Here is an 18,047-nt window from a genome sequence, read left to right as displayed (position 1 = left end):
AAAGCTTAAAATACGCTATATTTAAATAGTTTACGTATTTTAAGCTTTTTATATTCTATATTAGATATTAAACGTCTAAGAATTTTCTTAAAGCTATTATACTACCTATTGCACCAATAACAATACCTGCTAGTATAAACTGCCATGACATTGTTGTTAAAACATACATTGGTTGTACAAATTGTGGCATATATAGTGATGATGAAGATACAATTTTTCCATATAAGAAGTTATACCCTGCGAATAATAAAAGTGTTGAAAGAATACCACCTACAAGGCCGATTATAACCCCTTCTATTACGAAAGGCCATCTTATGAACCAGTCAGTTGCCCCAACGAATTTCATTATTCCTACTTCTCTTCTTCTTGAGTAAACTGTTATCTTTATTGTATTTACTATTAGGAATAGTGATACACCTACGAATACTACACCTAAAACTAATCCTACTGTATTAATAACTTTTACAAAGGAGTTTATAGTACCTATAAGCTCTTCGTCATTACCTACATCTTCTACACCAGCCATAAATTTATCATTAGTTTTCATAGCGCTTTCAACGCTTGAAGCTACTTCTGGGCTTTCTAATCTTACTATGTATGAAGCTGGTAATGGGTTATTTTCTTTGCTATATCCAGCTAAAATCTCTTTATTATAATCACTTGAACCTTCCATCTTTGCAAAGGCTTGATCTTTAGATTCAAATTCTACTTCTTTTACTCCTTGAACAGTCTTAAGTTTTGCTTCAACTGCATCCCTTTGCTCTTGTGTTACGTCATCTTTAAGGAAAACCTTAACCTCAACTTTGTCTTGAACATCTGTAACCCCATTTTTAACATTTAAAGCAGTTAATAAAAATGCTCCAAATATAAATAATGTAGTAAGAACAGTTGCTATAGAAGCTATACTTATTGTTCTATTTCTCTTTAAACTTTTGAAAGCATCTGATATGAAATATCCTATAGTACTAAACTTCATATTCATATCCTCCTTTCTGAACATCACTAACTACTTCACCTTTATCTATAGCTATAACCCTCTTTTTCATTGAGTTAACTATTTCTTTAGCATGAGTAGCCATAACTACTGTTGTTCCTGCCTTGTTTATATCATCTATTAATTCCATAATTTCTTTAGCTGTTTCTGGGTCTAAGTTACCTGTTGGTTCGTCAGCTATTAAAACTTTTGGATTATTAACGATAGCTCTTGCTATTGAAACCCTTTGTTGCTCTCCTCCTGATAATTCAGTTGGGAACATTTTATATTTATTAGATAATCCAACTAGTGATAATACCATTGGAACTCTCTTTCTTATTTCTTTTGGTGAAGCCCCTACTACCCTCATTGCAAAGGCAACATTTTCATAAACATTAAGAGTTGGTATTAATCTAAAGTCTTGGAATACCATTCCTATTTTTCTTCTATGATAAGGTATTTGTCTTCTTTTTATTTTAGATAAATCTTCGTTTCCCATAACTATGTTTCCAGTTGATGGTTCAACTTCTTTTAATAACATTTTTATGAAAGTTGACTTACCAGCACCACTCGGTCCAACTAAGAATACAAACTCACCTTTATCAATATTTATATTGACATTTGTAAGTGCTTTGACATTCTTATTATAGACCTTGCTAACATTCCTAAATTCTATCATTGTTAACACTCCTTAATAACTTTTTTCTACTCAACAAATTAAAATCTAAACAAATATTTAGAAAATATATATATAAATTTACCCGATTGCTATCAACACTAATCTATTTTACTATTTTACCCTACTTTTCTACATTAATCTACTTAATTTTTGTTAATATTTCATACCTTAATGTAAAGCATCTTAATTATATCATAACAAAGTTCTACATTTCTACTAAATCAAGAAAACCTTCTCCAAAGACTTCTTTAGAATCATTTACTGTTATAAAGGCTCTTGGATCTATTTCCTTAATTTTCTTCTTAAGACTTATAAACTGTCTTCTATTTACTACTACATAAAGTATTGTTACAGGTTCCTTTGAATATCCTCCAGTACCTTCTATTTTAGTACATCCTCTTTCAATTTCTTTCATTATTACCTGAGAAATCTCTTCACTTTTTTCACTAATTATTAAAAGTTGTTTACATGAGTTAAAACCTTCTATTATTTTGTCAATCAATATTCCCATTATAAAAACACCAATTAATCCAAATAAGGCTTTATCAACTCCAAATACTAGAAGTGCACATACTACAACAACACAATCTGCACATAAAAGTGATTTTCCTATTTCAATATGTAAATACTTATTTAATATTTTAGCTACAATAGCTGTTCCCCCTGTTGAGGAATTTTGGCTAAACACTAATGCTATTCCAAAGGCTCCAACTACGCTACCAAAGATAGTAGCTAAAAGCATATTTTCTGTTACTGCAAAAGTTGGTAAGAAGCTTTCTATTAAACTTATTGTTATGGATAATCCAAAGGCTGCATATATACTACGTCCTCCAAAGCTTCCACCTATAAGCCAAAATGCTAAAGCAAATAATATAACGTTAGCAACATTCATAAACATTCCTTGTGATATACCTGTTATCTTATTAACAACTAAAGCTAAACCTGATACTCCACCAGCAGCAATATCATTAGGATAATAAAAGTATTCTAAAGATATAGCTAAAAGAATTACTCCTAAAGTAATTATTCCATACTCTTTTAATGTTTTCATACTAATCTTCATTTTAAAAACCCCCTCTTAAATAGATTTATATTTAATTTGCTCTCCCCATTTTAAATTAATTATTAATTCATCATTTATATTATTGCCCTCAATTTTTAATATTAACATTTATATTCATATTTTGGCAATAAAATTCAAATTAATACTTTTTTTGTATTTTTATGTATAAAGAAAAAAGCAGCATGAGAAAAATTACTCATGCTGCTTCTTTTTTATATCTTATAGATTATCTTTTTAAGCTCATTGCTTTCTTAGCAGCCTTAACTGCTTCTTCTGAAGTTAATCCATAAGCCTTTAATAATTGGTCTGGTTTACCACTTTCTCCGAATGTATCTTTAACACCAACTCTAACTACTGGTACTGGATATTCTCCTCCAACAACCTCAGCTACAGCTGATCCTAATCCTCCGATTATATTATGCTCTTCTAATGTAACTATTGCTCCAGTTTCTTTAGCAGCTTTTAATATAAGCTCTGAATCTATTGGTTTAATAGTATGAATGTTTATTAATCTAGCGTTAATTCCTTCTTTAGCTAAAGCTTCAACAGCTTCTATAGCTACATCAACCATTATACCTGTTGCAAATAATGTTACATCATTACCTTCTTTTAATTCTATACCTTTTCCAATTTCAAATTTGTACTCTGGTCTATCATTTATTACATTAACTCCTGCTCTTCCTAATCTTACATAGCAAGGTCCATTGTATTCAGCAATAGCTCTTATTGCAGCTTCTGTTTCAACTGCATCTGATGGGCATATTACTGTCATGTTTGGTATACTTCTCATTAAAGATAAATCTTCTATAGCTTGGTGTGATGCTCCATCTTCACCAACTGTTAAACCAGCATGAGTAGCACATATTTTTACATTTAATCTTGGGTAACATATTGAGTTTCTTATTTGCTCAAATGCTCTTCCAGCAGCAAACATAGCAAATGTACTAGCAAATGGAATTTTTCCACAAGTTGATAAACCTGCTGCTACTGACATCATATTTCCTTCTGCAATACCCATATTTATGAATCTTTCTGGACATGCTTTTTTGAAATCAGCAGTTTTAGTTGATTTTGAAAGGTCTGCGTCTAAAACTACTATGTTCTTATTTTCGTTAGCTAAAGCAGCTAATGCTTTTCCGTATGCTTCTCTAGTTGCTATTTTTTTCGCCATTAGTTGTCCCCTCCGATCTCTTTTATAGCTTGCTCACATTGCTCTTTAGTTGGAGCTGTTCCATGCCAAGCTGCTTCATTTTCCATAAATGAAACACCTTTACCTTTTACTGTGTTACAAACTATGCAAGTTGGTGCTCCTTTTGTACTCTTAGCTTTTTGTATAGCATTTATTATTTCTTCATAATCATGTCCGTTTATAACTATTACATTCCATCCGAAAGCTTCGAATTTCTTGTCTATTGGACATGGACTCATTACTTCTTTAATGTCACCATCTATTTGTAATCCATTGAAGTCAACGAAAGCAGTTAAGTTGTCTAGTCTGTAGTGAGCTGCTGACATAGCTGCTTCCCAAACTTGACCTTCTTCTAACTCTCCATCTCCTAAAATAGTAAATACTCTGTAATCTTTGTTGTCTAATTTACCAGCTAATGCCATACCTACAGCCGCTGATATACCTTGACCTAAAGAACCAGTTGACATATCGATTCCTGGTAAGTCGTTCATATTTGGATGTCCTTGAAGGTTTGAACCAAATTTTCTTAATGTTGTTAATTCTGCTGGATCAAAATATCCTCTTCTTGCTAAAGCACTATATAATACTGGTGCTGCATGTCCTTTTGATAAAACGAATCTATCTCTATTTGGATCCTTTGGATTTTTTGGATCAATATTCATTTCATCGAAGTATAAAATTGTTACTATATCTGCTATTGATAAAGATCCACCTGGATGTCCTGATGCTGACTCAGTAAGCATAGTTACTATGTCTTTTCTTATAACCTTAGACATGCTTTTTAACTCTTGTATCTTTTTGCTCATAATGACCTCCTGTACATTTATGTAAACTTTTTTAAAATATTGTTTTACCTTTTTGCCAAGTTCATTCTATCACAAAAAATTGATTTTTCATATAGTAATTTTTTATTTATGCTAATCTTTTTGTGCTTTTTGCTTTCATTAAGAGTACTCTAATACCCTATTAGACTACTCTATTTCTCTTTGATTTTTATGGCTTAAACTGATCTTTTTAATATTAAAGACTATAATAGTATATCCTGGATAAATTTTTATATGAAAAAGTTTTAATTAGAGTATCACATTTATAGCTTTAATACTATACAGAAATTATATCGATTACAGTTAATTATTTTTTTAAATTTTATATATTATTAGCTAAAAAGTATTGAAAAATTCCTTTTTAAGAGTAAAAAATTAAGGCTATGATTAAATATTTAATCATAGCCTAAGTTATCTAATTATTGTAAATTCAAACTTATTAACAGAGATTTATTTACTTTTTTCATATCATCCTCTGTCATATGTCCAATTTTCTCTTTTAATCTCTTCTTATCTAAAGTTCTTATTTGTTCTAAAAGAACAACAGAATCTCTATTTAACCCATATTCCTCAGAAGAAATTTCTACATGTGTAGGCAATTTTGCCTTATTTATTTGTGAAGTTATAGCCGCAACGATTACAGTTGGACTATACCTATTTCCTATATCATTTTGTATTATTATGACTGGTCTTATTCCCCCTTGCTCTGATCCAACAACTGGACTAAGGTCAGCATAAAATATATCCCCTCTTTTTACATTCAAACTAGCCATTTATATCACACTCCGCAAAGCCATGTCTCATATTCTATTTGATCAAAGTATTCTACAGAAGTTCCTTCTTCAGCATATTGTGAATTTATTAAAGCCATAGCCTTATATCCTTCCTTCATTGCTTCGTAAAAGTCGTCTTCTTTTTTGTCCTCACTATATGTTATTATATTTCTTCCTTTTAATTGACTAAAATTTTCGATTTTCTTTTCTTTTTTTGAATCTTGTTTATTAATCTTTGATACTGACATGTACATCACTCCTAAATGCAAAAAGAGTTATAAAATTATGTATAGATTATATTACAAAATATGCCACCTTGTCAAAGATTTCATCTTATGCAAATGATATTTTTTGACATAATATTTATTATTAAATTTGTTTACTATTATTTTTTCTTAATAAAATATATTAAATATGTAGAATTATACTTAAATATAAATAATTTACAACATCTAATATTGTGATTGCTAAAAAAAGCAATCACAATATTAATTTTAATTTTTAACTTTACTAAAGTTATTAAACTTTATAGAAACACTTTCTGAATCATCCCTATCATAAATTGTAGCTTCTTTAGGAACTTTTTTCTTTGCATCTATAATCATTACTTCTCTTGAAAAATTTTCATTCCCATTTAAATTTTTAAACTCTAGTATTATTTCAGACTTCTCATTTTCATCATTCCACTTGTAAGTAAATTCATGTTCTTCATTACATAAATCCTTTAATTCATTTATGAACATAAATCTATAGAACTGATCATAGTCTCTTCCAACTTCATAAGTCTTTTCATCTTTAACGTAGTTTATTATTATTTTGTCCTTTTCAAATAATTGTTCTCTATCATCTAAAACAATTTTTGTGCCAACTTCTTCGTCATAATAAATTCTACCTTTTTCTTGGAACTGACCTCTAGAATTTTTAACATCATATATTATTTCTGTTTCATAAGATTCTATAGAAAACATATCTTCCAATATATCTTCTGGTGTTAAATTATAAGTTCTTTGATAGATAGCTAGTCCACCTATAACCCCTAAGATTATAATTAATAGTATTATGAGTATGGCATTTCTTTTACCCTTCATGAAAATCCTCCCAATGAAACCTTATACCTTACATACTATTAATTAGTAATCCTTTTTATTCTAAAAGCTAATCAATTCTTTAATTTTATTAGGAATATTTTTTATAATTTCCATAGCACTTACTGTGAAATTCTCCTTGGATAATTCATCACCTATGTATCCATGTATATATGCTCCTAAAATAGCCGCATCAAAACTATTTACTCCTTGAGATATTAATGAAGTTATAATTCCTGTTAATGTATCTCCCATTCCCCCTGATGCCATAGCACTATTTCCAGTAGGATTCACAAATACTTTATCCCCATCAGTTATTATTGTATTATAGCCTTTTAATAGAACTGTAACTCCATTTTCTTTTGCAAAATCCTTAGCAATTCCAATTCTATCTCTTTCAACATCTTTAATCTCTATACCTAATAATCTTGCCATCTCTCCTGGATGGGGTGTTAATACTATGTCCCCTTTAAATTCTTTTAAAATGGATTTTTTTCTCTTTAACACATTGATTCCATCTGCATCTATGACAAGAGTTCCACTATAAAGATTGCATATATTATTTAACACTTCAAATGTTAAATCATTATTACCCATACCTGGACCAAAAGCAATTACATTTGCCCCACCAATAAATTCTTCGTATTCTTCTTTAGAATTATATGTTCCTGTCATTCCTTCGTTTAACTTAATAGATAATTCACTTTGAACATCTTTATGAGTAAAAACTGTAACCAAACCAGCTCCAGTCTTTATGGATGCTTGCCCTACCATGTAAGCAGCTCCAATAAACCCTTTATGTCCAGCAAATATCAATGATCTTCCATATGTACCTTTATGACCATATTTATTTCTATAAGGAAATTTATTTCTTATGTACTCTCTATCTGTAAATCTCATATTATCTGAGTTTTTATAAACTATACTCTTAGGTATTCCTATATCTACAATTTTTAAATCGCCTAAATATTCAAAGCTTTTGTAATTTAAAAATCCTAATTTATAAACCTGAAAACTTATGGTTTCATTAGCCTTAACAGCTATTTCACAAATACTACCATCATCTGAATTTATCCCTGATGGAACATCTATAGAAACTGTAAATTTACTATTTTCATTTATACATTTTATAGTCTCAAAATATATTCCAGAAATCTCTTTATTAAGTCCAGTTCCAAAAATACCATCAATAAGTATTTCACTATTTATTATGTTATTTTTTAGTATCTCTAAATCCTTATTATTAGAGATACCATTTATATAGCAACCTAGCTTTTCTAATATAGTAAGATTAGTTTTATAATCTACAGACCCCTCTTTTTCTTTCTCTAATATATGTACGTAAACTTTTTTACCTTTATTTAATAGATGTCTTGCAATACCTAAGGCATCACCACCATTATTGCCTCTTCCAGAAATAATAGTAAAACTTTCTTTAGTTAAATCTATATTTTCTAAAAATTTAATTATGGCATTTTCCATTAAAACTATGCTTGGCATATTAAACTTTTCTATATAATCTTTGTCCATATTTCTTATGCTATTAGAACTACATATTTCCATAATATTCACCCTCCAAAACAGAATAGGCAATTGCACTACTATTATTATGAGAGATACTTAAATGTACCCTTAGTGAATTATTATTTTCAACTAATTTATTTCCTATTAAATTTGCACCATTATGCAAAATAACTTCAGGTTTTCCTAATTCATTTCTAAGAATTTCAATATCTTTAAAAGAGAATCCCCTTATACCAGTTCCTAAAGCCTTACTTACAGCTTCCTTAGCAGCAAAATTTCCAGCTATAACCTCACTATTCATGTTTCTACTAATAAAATAATCTATTTCTCTTTCAGTAAATAACTTACTTAAAAAATTTTTATTATTTTGAATAGCTTGTCTAACTCTTTCTATTTCAATGATGTCTACACCAATACCTATTATCATAGAGATCCTCTCCCTTAATCATTAATATATTTATCTACTATGATACTACTAGAAAGCAAAATCAGCCACACAGTTATCAACGTCTTCACCTATAACATCAATTAGATGTATAGGTGATACTTCGTACTTATGCAATTTCTCCACTAAGACTTCTACCTTATCTTTATTTGGAGATATCTTATCAACTGAATCTCTTTCTATATTAATTAAATCTGAATCCTTAAAATCTTTTCTTTCAACTTCTATTCCATACACTGTTGTTCCCTTAAAACAACTTTCTATTAATCTATAACAGAATTTGTAACATTTATCTTCTAAATTTATTTCCTTATACAGATTTTTTACGATTTTCATTTAATTTCCTCCCTATTTCCCCTAATCTTATATAAATGTAAACCTTAATCACCTTTATCTTATCACCTTTATAAAAAAAAACATGTCAAATCATGCACATATAAACATATTTTTTATCGTTATTTAACGACATAAGTCTCTTAATAGAAACCCAAATTTCATTTTTTTTGTATTTTTCTGTGAAAATTTCTTCTTTTTTATCTTTATTTTTTTATCTTTTCATAATTTAGTAATAAATTTTATGAAAACGATGTAAATTCTATAATTTATCCACTTATTATGTAATTAGTTATATTTATGAAAATATCTAATTATGTAATAATTCTTCCTGTAATCGTTATACATAAATTAAATATTAGGGGGATTTTTTATGACTAACAAACAAAAAATGCGTAAGCGTAGAAGGGCTTTACTTTGTGTTTTTGCAGCATTTGCATTTTCTTTTAATCCTTTAGGAAAGATAGCTTACGCAACACCTAAACAAGATACAAGTGTTGTAAATTATGTGAAAACTCAAGAAGAAACTTCAAACTCAATTCAGAATCAACCAATCTCATCTTATTGGTATCCAGAAGATTTATTAAAATGGAGTGCTAACAATGATAAAGATGCAAAATTTAATAAAAGCACAGTTCCATTAGCAAAAAGAGTCGAAAAGGATAAACTTGATACTATTAATGACACTCAAAATAAAGATGTTAAAGTTGTAGCAATTTCAATAATGAATGCTAATACTAGTGGCAATCCATCACAAGGTTCAAATAAATTTAGTGCTAATACATTCTCTTATTGGCAATACATAGATAAATTAGTTTACTGGGGTGGATCAGCTGGAGAAGGATTAATAGTTCCTCCAAGTCCAGATGTTACTGACTCAGCACACAGAAATGGGGTTCCTGTTTTAGGTACTGTATTCTTCCCTATGACAGCTCATGGTGGAAAAATGGAATGGTTAAATAAATTCCTTGAAAAAGATTCTAATGGAAACTTCCCTATAGTAGATAAGTTAATTGAAGTTGCAGAAAACTATGGCTTTGATGGTTGGTTCATAAATCAAGAAACAGAAGGAACTGAACAAGAACCTTTAACGCCTGAACATGCTAAGCTTATGCAAGAATTAATAAAGCAATTTAAAGCTAAGTCTAATGGAAAATTTGAAATTATGTGGTATGATTCCATGACAAAAGATGGGGATATGGATTGGCAAAATGCTTTAACTGATAAAAATGAATATTTCTTATTAGATGGAGATAAAAACAAAGTTGCTGATAGTATGTTCTTAAATTTCTGGTGGACATATAATAGTTTAAAAGATAAAGATTTATTAAGAGTATCTAATGAAAAAGCTAAAGAAATAGGAATAAACCCTTATGACTTATATGCTGGAATAGATGTTCAAGCAAATGGATATAAAACTCCTCTTAGATGGGCTCATTATCAAAGAGATGACCAAGCTCCATTTACTTCATTAGGTTTATATTGTCCAAGCTGGACTTATTTTGATGCTAAAACTCCAGAACAATTTCAAGAAAACGAAAGTAGATTATGGGTTAATGAACATGGTGATCCATCAAAGGCAACTAATGCTCAAGGAGTTGATTGGAGAGGAATTTCAACATACTCTGTTGAAAAAAGTGCTGTAACTAGCCTTCCATTTACAACTAACTTTAATATGGGTAATGGATATGATTTTTATGTTGATGGTAATAAAGTATCTACTCAAGATTGGAATAATAGAAGTTTAAATGATATAATGCCAACTTACAGATGGGTTATTTCAAATGAAGAAAATAATAATGTAAAAGCTGACATAGATTATACTAATGCTTACTATGGTGGTAACTCAATTAAACTTTCTGGTTACCTAGCTGAAGGAAAAGCTTCTACAATAAAACTTTATAGTTCTGATTTGACTTTACCTGAAGGTGTACAATTCACTACTACTGCTAAGGCTAATGGAAATACTGTAGATATGGATTTAGTTCTTACATTCCATGATGGTACAGAAACTACTATTTCTGCTGATAAGAAACTTGGTACTGATTGGACTAAACTTACTTATGATGTTTCACCATATGTAGGAAAATCAATTAAAACTATTTCTTATAAACTTTCAAGCCCAGTATGTGTTGATAACTTCTCTGCAAACTTAGGTAATATAACAATAGAAATTCCTAACTCAAGTTCAAAGGTAAATATATCTAATTCTAAATTAAATGATGTTGACTTTAAAGATGGAATATATGCAGGAGCTAGACTTTCATGGAGTCCTGAAGGAAATTCTTCTGATGTACATCATTATGAAATTTACAGAGTTATGAATGATGGAACTAAAGTTTTACTAGGTGCAACTCCTAATACAAGTTATTATGTTAGTGATTTAAGAAGAAATGATAAAGAAACAAATACTAATTTTGAGGTAATTGCTGTTAACAAAAACTATAACAGAGGAAATAGTCAAAGTATAAATATGGAATGGCCTGCTTACCCTGCTCCAACAGCATCATTTAAGGTTTCAAATACACTAATAGCACCAGGACAATCAGTAACCTTTACTAACACTAGTTCTGAAGTTACAGAAGAAATCCAATGGAAATTCCCAGGTGCTAAAGTTGAAAGTAGTACAGAACAAAATCCAACTGTTACTTATGAAAAGGAAGGTGTTTATCCAGTAACACTTACTGCTAAAAATTCTTCTGGAGAAAATGTGGAAACTAAAACTGAACTTATAACTGTTACAAATGCTGCAAAAGATGGTTTAGTAAACTTATCACTTAATAAATCAGCTACAGCATCAAGCTTTGTAAACGAGAATGAAGCTCCTCAATATGCTTTAGATGGAAATGTTAAAACTAAGTGGTGTGCCGTAGGCTCTGCTCCTCATACATTAACAATAGATTTAGGAGATATTAAAACTATAGGAGAATTAGAAATAAGCCATGCAGAAGCAGGTGGAGAAAGCAGTGGTATGAACACTAAAGCTTACTCTCTTGAAGTTAGTAATGATGGTGAAAACTTTACTCCTGTATTAAATGTAGATGATAATACAAAGGCTATAAGCAATGATGCTTTCCCTGTTACTAAAGCTAGATATGTTAGATTAAATATTATTCAGCCAACTCAAGGTGCAGACTCTGCAGCTAGAATATACGAGGTTGCTGTAAAGGGATTAGATGGAAATGTGGATTTACCACCTGTAATAAACCCTGATGATTCAAATAAACCAGTTGATCCTGATAATCCAAATAATCCAGACAAGCCAAACAATCCTGAAAGCCCAGATAATCCTGGTAATACAGATAAACCTGTTAATCCTGATCAACCTGGCGATTCTGAAAAACCAGAAAATCCAAACAAACCTGGTGATACAGAAAATTCAGGTGAAAAACCTTCTGAGCCATCTGCTTTAGTTAGTAAAGAAATTACTGAAAATAGTGCTTTATTAAGTTGGAAGGCTCCTGAAAAAGTAGACTTAATTAAAGAGTATGTTATTTATCAAGATGGAAAAGAAATTGGTAGAGTTCCTGCTGACAAAACTCCACTTGAGTTCTTAGCTAAAGACTTAAAACCTAATACTAAATATAACTTTCAAGTATCTTCAATTGATAAAAACGGAAAAGAATCAGATAAAATATCATTAGAAGTTACTACAAATAAAAAAGATAATGGAAATTTACCTAATACAGGATCACCTATAGGGGCTGGTGCTTTAGCTACTACTGGAATTGCTTTATCATCTGCTGGTGTTTATTTAACTTTAAAGAAAAAAAGAAAATAAATAATGAATTATAAATAAAAATCAATTTAAAATAGCCATACTTTAGTATGGCTATTTTTACTTCTATCCATATATGTTTTTACAGTTTATACCAAGGGTTTTATGCAATTTTTAACTAAAACTTATTAAATATTCATGCTAATTTTCTGAAAATTCTCAATTGTTTTTTAGTTTAAAAATCAGTTAATAATGCCCAATTTCTATTTACTTTTAACCCTAAAAGTGTATAATTAATAATATCAAATAATAAATTTTATTAATTGATATTATTAATTAATTAAAAGGATAATTACACTTTTTTATATCATTTTATCAAATATTTATAAATTTGTTTAACATAGTGAAATAATTATTGGTAATTCTATATAAAGCTAATTTGTACTTTTAATTAATTTAATATCATTTTAGGTTTATGTATAAAATAATTCTTAATTTATAAAAAATATTACATTTTGAAGGGAGGTAGCTGCATATTATTCTACAAAAAATATGTAGCGTATGTAGTGAAGCACTTAAATATTAAAGACGATTTATTTTGGGTAGGAGCATTAGATCCAAACCTTAGAGTATTTGACATAATAATGTACACACCTTACGGAACAACTTATAATTCATATGTTGTAAAAGGTAGTGAAAAAACAGCAATATTTGAAACTGTAAAAGCTGAATTCTTCGATCAGTATATAGCAAGATTAAAAGACTTAGGTGTAGAACCTTCAGAAATTGACTATATCGTTGTAAGTCATACTGAGCCTGACCATGCTGGTTCTATAGGTAAAATATTAGAATTAGCTCCAAAGGCTAAAATAGTAGCGTCACCTATAGCTATTAACTATATAAAAGAAATAGTTAATGGAGATTTCGAATCAATCCCAGTTAAAGATGGAGATTCAATTTCTTTAGGAAATAAAACTTTAAAATTCATGTCAGTACCATTCTTACACTGGCCTGATACAATCTACACTTACGTAGAAGAAGATAAAACTCTTATCACTTGTGATTCATTCGGAAGCCACTATTCTTGTGAAGAAATGTTTGATGATTTAATTCCTAATGAAGAAGAATATATGGAAGCATTAAAATACTACTTTGATTGTATAATGGGACCATTTAAACCATATGTTTTAAAAGCTCTTGATAAAATAAAAGGATTAGACATAGAAATAATCTGTCCAGGTCATGGTCCAATCTTAAGATCTAACCCATATAAAGTGGTTAATCTTTATAAAGAATGGAGTACTCCAGCTCCAGCTAAGGAAGTTAAAAAAGCTTCAATATTCTATGTTTCTGCATATGGATATACTAAACAATTAGCTGAAAAAATAGCTGAAGGTATTAAATCAACTGGAAACTTAGACATAAATCTATTTAATATAATAGAACATGATATGACAGAATTAGTTGGCGAAGTTGGTTCATCAGATGCTATATTATTTGGTTCTCCAACAATCGTAAATGAACTTGTTGAGCCAGTAAGAGATTTAATGGCAAAACTTAACCCTGTAATTCATGGTGGAAAAATAGCTGGTGCCTTTGGTTCATATGGATGGAGTGGTGAAGCTGTTCCTAGAATAGAAAGTAGATTAAAAGAATTAAGAATGAAAATGCCTGTTGAAGGTTTAAGAATTAAATTTAAGCCATCAGAAGAAGAAGCTCAAAAAGCTTTCGACTTTGGTGTTGAAATAGGAAATGCTTTAAAATAATTCTTAACTTAATTATACTAAATATACATTAACCAAAAAGTAGTAAGTAACTATTTGCTTACTACTTTTTTTATATTAAAAGTTATTATCTACTCTATCATGATTAAAATTAACACATTTAAAATCTTCTACAGATACTTCTACAATATATCTTCTCTTCCCTTCAGTATCTTCAAAGCTTCTTGTTATAAGTCTTCCACTAACACTTAAAAGATCTCCCTTTTTTAGATATTTACAAGCTATCTCTGCTTTTTTCTCCCACATTATTATTGGAATAAAATCTTTTTTTCTTTCTCCTGTGGAAGATTTAAAATTTCTTGCCACAGCAATTGTGAATTTTGTATATACCTTCTCCCCACCCTCTACATATCTTAACTCTGGATCCTTTACTAAACGTCCTAATAAAACTATTTTATTCATTTAATATAACCTCCTAAAAAATTCTTACCTGTTATTTTAACCAAAAAAGTGAAATTTATTCAAAATTCATATTAAATTTCGTTTATTTTAGTAAAACTTTTACTTAAAATAGTATATAATGTTATTAGAATAAAATTTACTGGAGGTATTAACATGGCAATTTTAGTTTGTGGTGGTGCTGGCTATATAGGTAGCCATATGGTTGCAGAATTAATTGAAAACAATAAAGAAGTTGTTATCTTAGATAACTTCGAAAAAGGACATGAAGATGCTATTCTTAGCGGAAAACTTTATAAAGGTGATTTAAGAGATAGAAAAATATTAGACAAGATTTTCACTGAAAATAACATAGAAGCTGTTATTGACTTTGCTGCCTACTCTCTTGTTGGGGAAAGTATGACAGAACCTTTAAAATATTTCAATAATAACGTTTCAGGAACTATAAGTTTATTAGAGGCTATGAGAGATCATAATGTAAAATACATAGTTTTCTCTTCAACAGCTGCTACTTATGGAGAACCTGAAAATATTCCTATATTAGAAACTGATAAAAATCTTCCTACAAATGCTTATGGAGAATCTAAGCTTCTTGTTGAAAAGATTTTAAAATGGTGTGATACTGCTTATGGAATAAAATACACTGCTTTAAGATACTTCAATGCTGCTGGCGCTCATGTTAACGGAAAAATTGGAGAAGATCATGCTCCTGAAACTCATTTAATTCCTTTAATATTACAAGTTGCATTAGGAAAAAGAGATAAAATAATGATGTTTGGAGATGATTATGATACTAAAGATGGTACTTGTGTAAGAGATTATATCCATGTATCAGATTTAGCATCTGCTCACTCATTAGCACTAGAAAGATTAATGAATGGTGGAGAAAGCAGAATATACAATCTTGGTAATGGTACTGGATTTACTGTAAAAGAAGTTGTAGAAGTTGCAAGAAAAGTAACTGGCCATCCAATCCCAGCTGAGGTAGCTCCTAGAAGAGCTGGAGACCCAGCTATATTAATAGCTTCATCAGATAAAGCTATTGAAGAATTAAATTGGAAACCTAAATTCAATTCATTAGAAACAATAATTGAAACCGCTTGGAATTGGCATAAAAACCATCCAAATGGATATGAAAAATAATAAATGATAATTATAAAAAGAGTCATTTAACCCTTAAGGTAATGACTCTTTTTTATTTCTCTATAAATCTTTTAATCTATTTTTTTCAGCTAAAACAGCATTTATTTCTCCACCTAAAATTAATATCATAGAAGTTATAAACATCCATGTCATAAACATAAATACTGCTCCCAAACTTCCATATAATCTTGAGTAATTACTAAAATTATTTACATAATAGGCAAAAATATATGAAATTGATATCCACCCTAATGTTGTTATGACAGCTCCTGGAATTACTTCAAGCCATCCTAGCCTTACACAAGGAGTTGCATTGTATAAAAACATAAAAAATAATATCATTATTAAAATAACTACTACATATCTTAACATATTCCATATATAATATATAAACTCTGGATGCTCTAATACTTTCATAAAGAAATCCCCTATTACATCACCAAATACAAATAAGAATAAAGTAGCTATAACAATTAAAGCTAATAAAATTGTGTATATCATAGAAATTAATTTTAACTTTATATAAGATCTAGTCTCTTTAACTCCATAGGCCTTATTCAGCCCCTTTATTACGGCTTTAAATCCTGAAGATGATACCCATATGGCTAAAGCTATACTTATCCATAATAATCCTGTTTGTTCTCTGTCTACTATTTCAATAACAGTACTTTGAATTAGATTAAAAGCTTCTGTTGGCATTACATTACTCAATAAATTAAGAACTGCATCACTATTTAAATGACTAAATCCTACTAAGGTCATTAAGAACATTAGAAAAGGAATGAATGATAATACCATATAATATGCCAATTGAGCTCCTAATGCAAAAATATCGTCATCTCCTATTTTTTTTATAAACATAACAAGAAATATTACGGTTTTTCTCAGAAAACCTTTTGATTTCTTTTTCATAAATTGCTCCTTATAAATAATACTAATTTTATAATTAACTATAGATATATTAATTATACACATTTATAATTAATATGTATAATTAATAAAAATGTAACTTTTTTGTTAATCTATAGGAATAAAATTATCCTAGTAAATTATGTAAAATTTTAAAGGGCGAAGGTTGGTGAAATTAATGTCGCAAGGCAAACATGCAAAAAAGAATGATTCTAATAGTCAAGGTAATACACCTAAGAAAAAAAGTAAAGTAAAAATAATAGTATTAACATTATTCTTCTTATTACTTATAGGTATAGGACTTGGAGCTACATATGTTTACTCAACATTAAATAAAATGGATATAAAGAAAATAGCTCAAGATGATAAATCTTTAGGTATTGATGAATCAAATAAAGACCTATTCCAAGATGGCATTTTAAATATAGCTCTTTTTGGAGTAGATAGTAGAGAACATGATAATGTTGGACGTTCTGACTCCATAATAATAGCTACAATAGATACTAAACATGATAAAATAAAACTTACATCTCTTATGAGAGATAGTTATGTTGAAGTTGATGGACATGGTAAAACTAAATTAACTCATGCTTATGCTTATGGTGGTCCTACTTTAGCATTAAAAACAATAAACGAAAACTTTGGATTAGATATAAAAGACTATGTAACTGTTAACTTTGATAACTTAGCTGAAATAATAGATGATTTAGGTGGAGTACCAATAAATATAAAACCTTATGAAGTTAAGGAAGTTAATAATTACGCTAAAAATGTTGCAGAAATTGCTGGAAGAGAATATACGCCAGTTAGTGAAGGTGAACAAGTATTAAATGGTGCCCAAGCTGTAGGTTACTCTAGAATTCGTTACGTTGGTGATGGAGACTATGAAAGAACTGAAAGACAAAGAAATGTTCTTGATGCAATCATAAAAAAACTTTCCGCATTAAAGCCTTCTGAATACCCTGAAACAATAAAAAAACTTTTACCTTATGTTGAAACAAACTTAACTCCATCTAAAATACTTAGTATTGCTACTTCTGTAGCCTCAACTGGTATTCCACCAGTTGAAAATATGCGTTTCCCTCTAGATGGATATTGTAAAGGTGAAATGATTGATGGTGTTTGGTATTTAACATTTGATGAAGCTAAAACAAAGGAACAAATACAAGACTATATATATAAGGATGTTAATCCAAAATAATATAT

General features: G+C 29.4%; 17 protein-coding genes. 4 read left to right on the top strand and 13 right to left on the bottom strand.

Features of this window, described 5'->3' with window-relative positions; translation table 11 throughout:
- Nucleotides 1-67 precede the first annotated feature (67 nt).
- From ftsX to CPF_RS01465, 11 genes are all read right to left on the bottom strand, one after another.
- Nucleotides 68-976: a permease-like cell division protein FtsX gene (ftsX, locus tag CPF_RS01515; protein ID WP_003457959.1), complete on the bottom strand. Its 909-nt coding sequence runs from the start codon at nucleotides 974-976 to the stop codon at nucleotides 68-70.
- Complete coding sequence (gene ftsE / locus CPF_RS01510; protein WP_003458050.1) at nucleotides 966-1,652, bottom strand: cell division ATP-binding protein FtsE; 687 nt, start codon at nucleotides 1,650-1,652, stop codon at nucleotides 966-968. The genes ftsX and ftsE overlap by 11 nt, the downstream gene beginning before the upstream one ends.
- Nucleotides 1,653-1,857: 205 nt before the next feature.
- On the bottom strand, nucleotides 1,858-2,715 hold the full coding sequence (locus CPF_RS01505; RefSeq protein ID WP_003458017.1) for a YitT family protein: 858 nt from the start codon (nucleotides 2,713-2,715) through the stop codon (nucleotides 1,858-1,860).
- Nucleotides 2,716-2,941: 226 nt separating this feature from the next.
- Nucleotides 2,942-3,886: a transketolase family protein gene (locus CPF_RS01500; protein WP_003458019.1), complete on the bottom strand. Its 945-nt coding sequence runs from the start codon at nucleotides 3,884-3,886 to the stop codon at nucleotides 2,942-2,944.
- The gene (locus CPF_RS01495) at nucleotides 3,886-4,710 is read right to left on the bottom strand and encodes a transketolase (protein WP_011590124.1); all 825 of its coding nucleotides are present in this window, start codon (nucleotides 4,708-4,710) and stop codon (nucleotides 3,886-3,888) included. Before CPF_RS01495 ends, CPF_RS01500 begins: the two co-directional genes overlap by 1 nt.
- A 437-nt stretch (nucleotides 4,711-5,147) precedes the next feature.
- Nucleotides 5,148-5,501 (bottom strand): type II toxin-antitoxin system PemK/MazF family toxin, encoded by a 354-nt coding sequence (locus CPF_RS01490; RefSeq protein ID WP_003458025.1) that lies wholly within the window; start codon nucleotides 5,499-5,501, stop codon nucleotides 5,148-5,150.
- A 5-nt stretch (nucleotides 5,502-5,506) separates the two neighbouring features.
- Nucleotides 5,507-5,749, bottom strand: a complete 243-nt coding sequence (locus tag CPF_RS01485; protein ID WP_003465652.1) for a hypothetical protein — start codon at nucleotides 5,747-5,749, stop codon at nucleotides 5,507-5,509.
- A 246-nt stretch (nucleotides 5,750-5,995) separates the two neighbouring features.
- On the bottom strand, nucleotides 5,996-6,589 hold the full coding sequence (locus tag CPF_RS01480) for a germination lipoprotein GerS-related protein (RefSeq protein ID WP_003458078.1): 594 nt from the start codon (nucleotides 6,587-6,589) through the stop codon (nucleotides 5,996-5,998).
- 60 nt (nucleotides 6,590-6,649) lie between these two features.
- A complete protein-coding gene (locus tag CPF_RS01475) occupies nucleotides 6,650-8,149 on the bottom strand; it encodes a bifunctional ADP-dependent NAD(P)H-hydrate dehydratase/NAD(P)H-hydrate epimerase (protein ID WP_011590123.1) in 1,500 nt (499 codons plus the stop codon).
- Nucleotides 8,136-8,537: a holo-ACP synthase gene (acpS, locus tag CPF_RS01470; protein ID WP_004457509.1), complete on the bottom strand. Its 402-nt coding sequence runs from the start codon at nucleotides 8,535-8,537 to the stop codon at nucleotides 8,136-8,138. The genes CPF_RS01475 and acpS overlap by 14 nt, the downstream gene beginning before the upstream one ends.
- A 48-nt stretch (nucleotides 8,538-8,585) precedes the next feature.
- A complete protein-coding gene (locus CPF_RS01465; RefSeq protein ID WP_003458000.1) occupies nucleotides 8,586-8,891 on the bottom strand; it encodes a DUF6514 family protein in 306 nt (101 codons plus the stop codon).
- A 370-nt stretch (nucleotides 8,892-9,261) separates the two neighbouring features.
- Here CPF_RS01465 and CPF_RS01460 point away from each other — a divergent pair, with 370 nt between their 5' ends.
- Complete coding sequence (locus CPF_RS01460; RefSeq protein WP_011590122.1) at nucleotides 9,262-12,669, top strand: endo-beta-N-acetylglucosaminidase; 3,408 nt, start codon at nucleotides 9,262-9,264, stop codon at nucleotides 12,667-12,669.
- A 503-nt stretch (nucleotides 12,670-13,172) separates the two neighbouring features.
- Nucleotides 13,173-14,372 carry an FprA family A-type flavoprotein gene (locus tag CPF_RS01455; RefSeq protein ID WP_003458024.1) on the top strand — a complete coding sequence of 400 codons (1,200 nt, stop codon included), beginning with the start codon at nucleotides 13,173-13,175 and terminating at the stop codon, nucleotides 14,370-14,372.
- 75 nt (nucleotides 14,373-14,447) lie between these two features.
- Here CPF_RS01455 and CPF_RS01450 read toward each other — a convergent pair whose 3' ends face one another.
- Nucleotides 14,448-14,792 (bottom strand): single-stranded DNA-binding protein, encoded by a 345-nt coding sequence (locus CPF_RS01450; RefSeq protein ID WP_003457980.1) that lies wholly within the window; start codon nucleotides 14,790-14,792, stop codon nucleotides 14,448-14,450.
- A 153-nt stretch (nucleotides 14,793-14,945) separates the two neighbouring features.
- Between CPF_RS01450 and galE the strand changes: the two genes are divergently transcribed.
- Nucleotides 14,946-15,932, top strand: coding sequence for a UDP-glucose 4-epimerase GalE (gene galE / locus CPF_RS01445; protein WP_011590121.1), 987 nt, complete (start codon nucleotides 14,946-14,948; stop codon nucleotides 15,930-15,932).
- Nucleotides 15,933-15,992: 60 nt separating this feature from the next.
- On the opposite strand, the gene CPF_RS01440 is transcribed toward galE, so the two are convergent.
- Complete coding sequence (locus CPF_RS01440; RefSeq protein WP_003457966.1) at nucleotides 15,993-16,844, bottom strand: YihY/virulence factor BrkB family protein; 852 nt, start codon at nucleotides 16,842-16,844, stop codon at nucleotides 15,993-15,995.
- Between the two features lie 175 nt (nucleotides 16,845-17,019).
- Between CPF_RS01440 and CPF_RS01435 the strand changes: the two genes are divergently transcribed.
- On the top strand, nucleotides 17,020-18,042 hold the full coding sequence (locus CPF_RS01435; RefSeq protein WP_011590120.1) for an LCP family protein: 1,023 nt from the start codon (nucleotides 17,020-17,022) through the stop codon (nucleotides 18,040-18,042).
- The last annotated feature ends 5 nt before the right edge of the window (nucleotides 18,043-18,047 follow it).

This window comes from Clostridium perfringens ATCC 13124, from assembly GCF_000013285.1.
In the GTDB taxonomy this organism is placed as follows: Bacteria; Bacillota; Clostridia; order Clostridiales; family Clostridiaceae; genus Sarcina; species Sarcina perfringens.
This window is presented reverse-complemented; position numbering and strand designations above follow the sequence as displayed.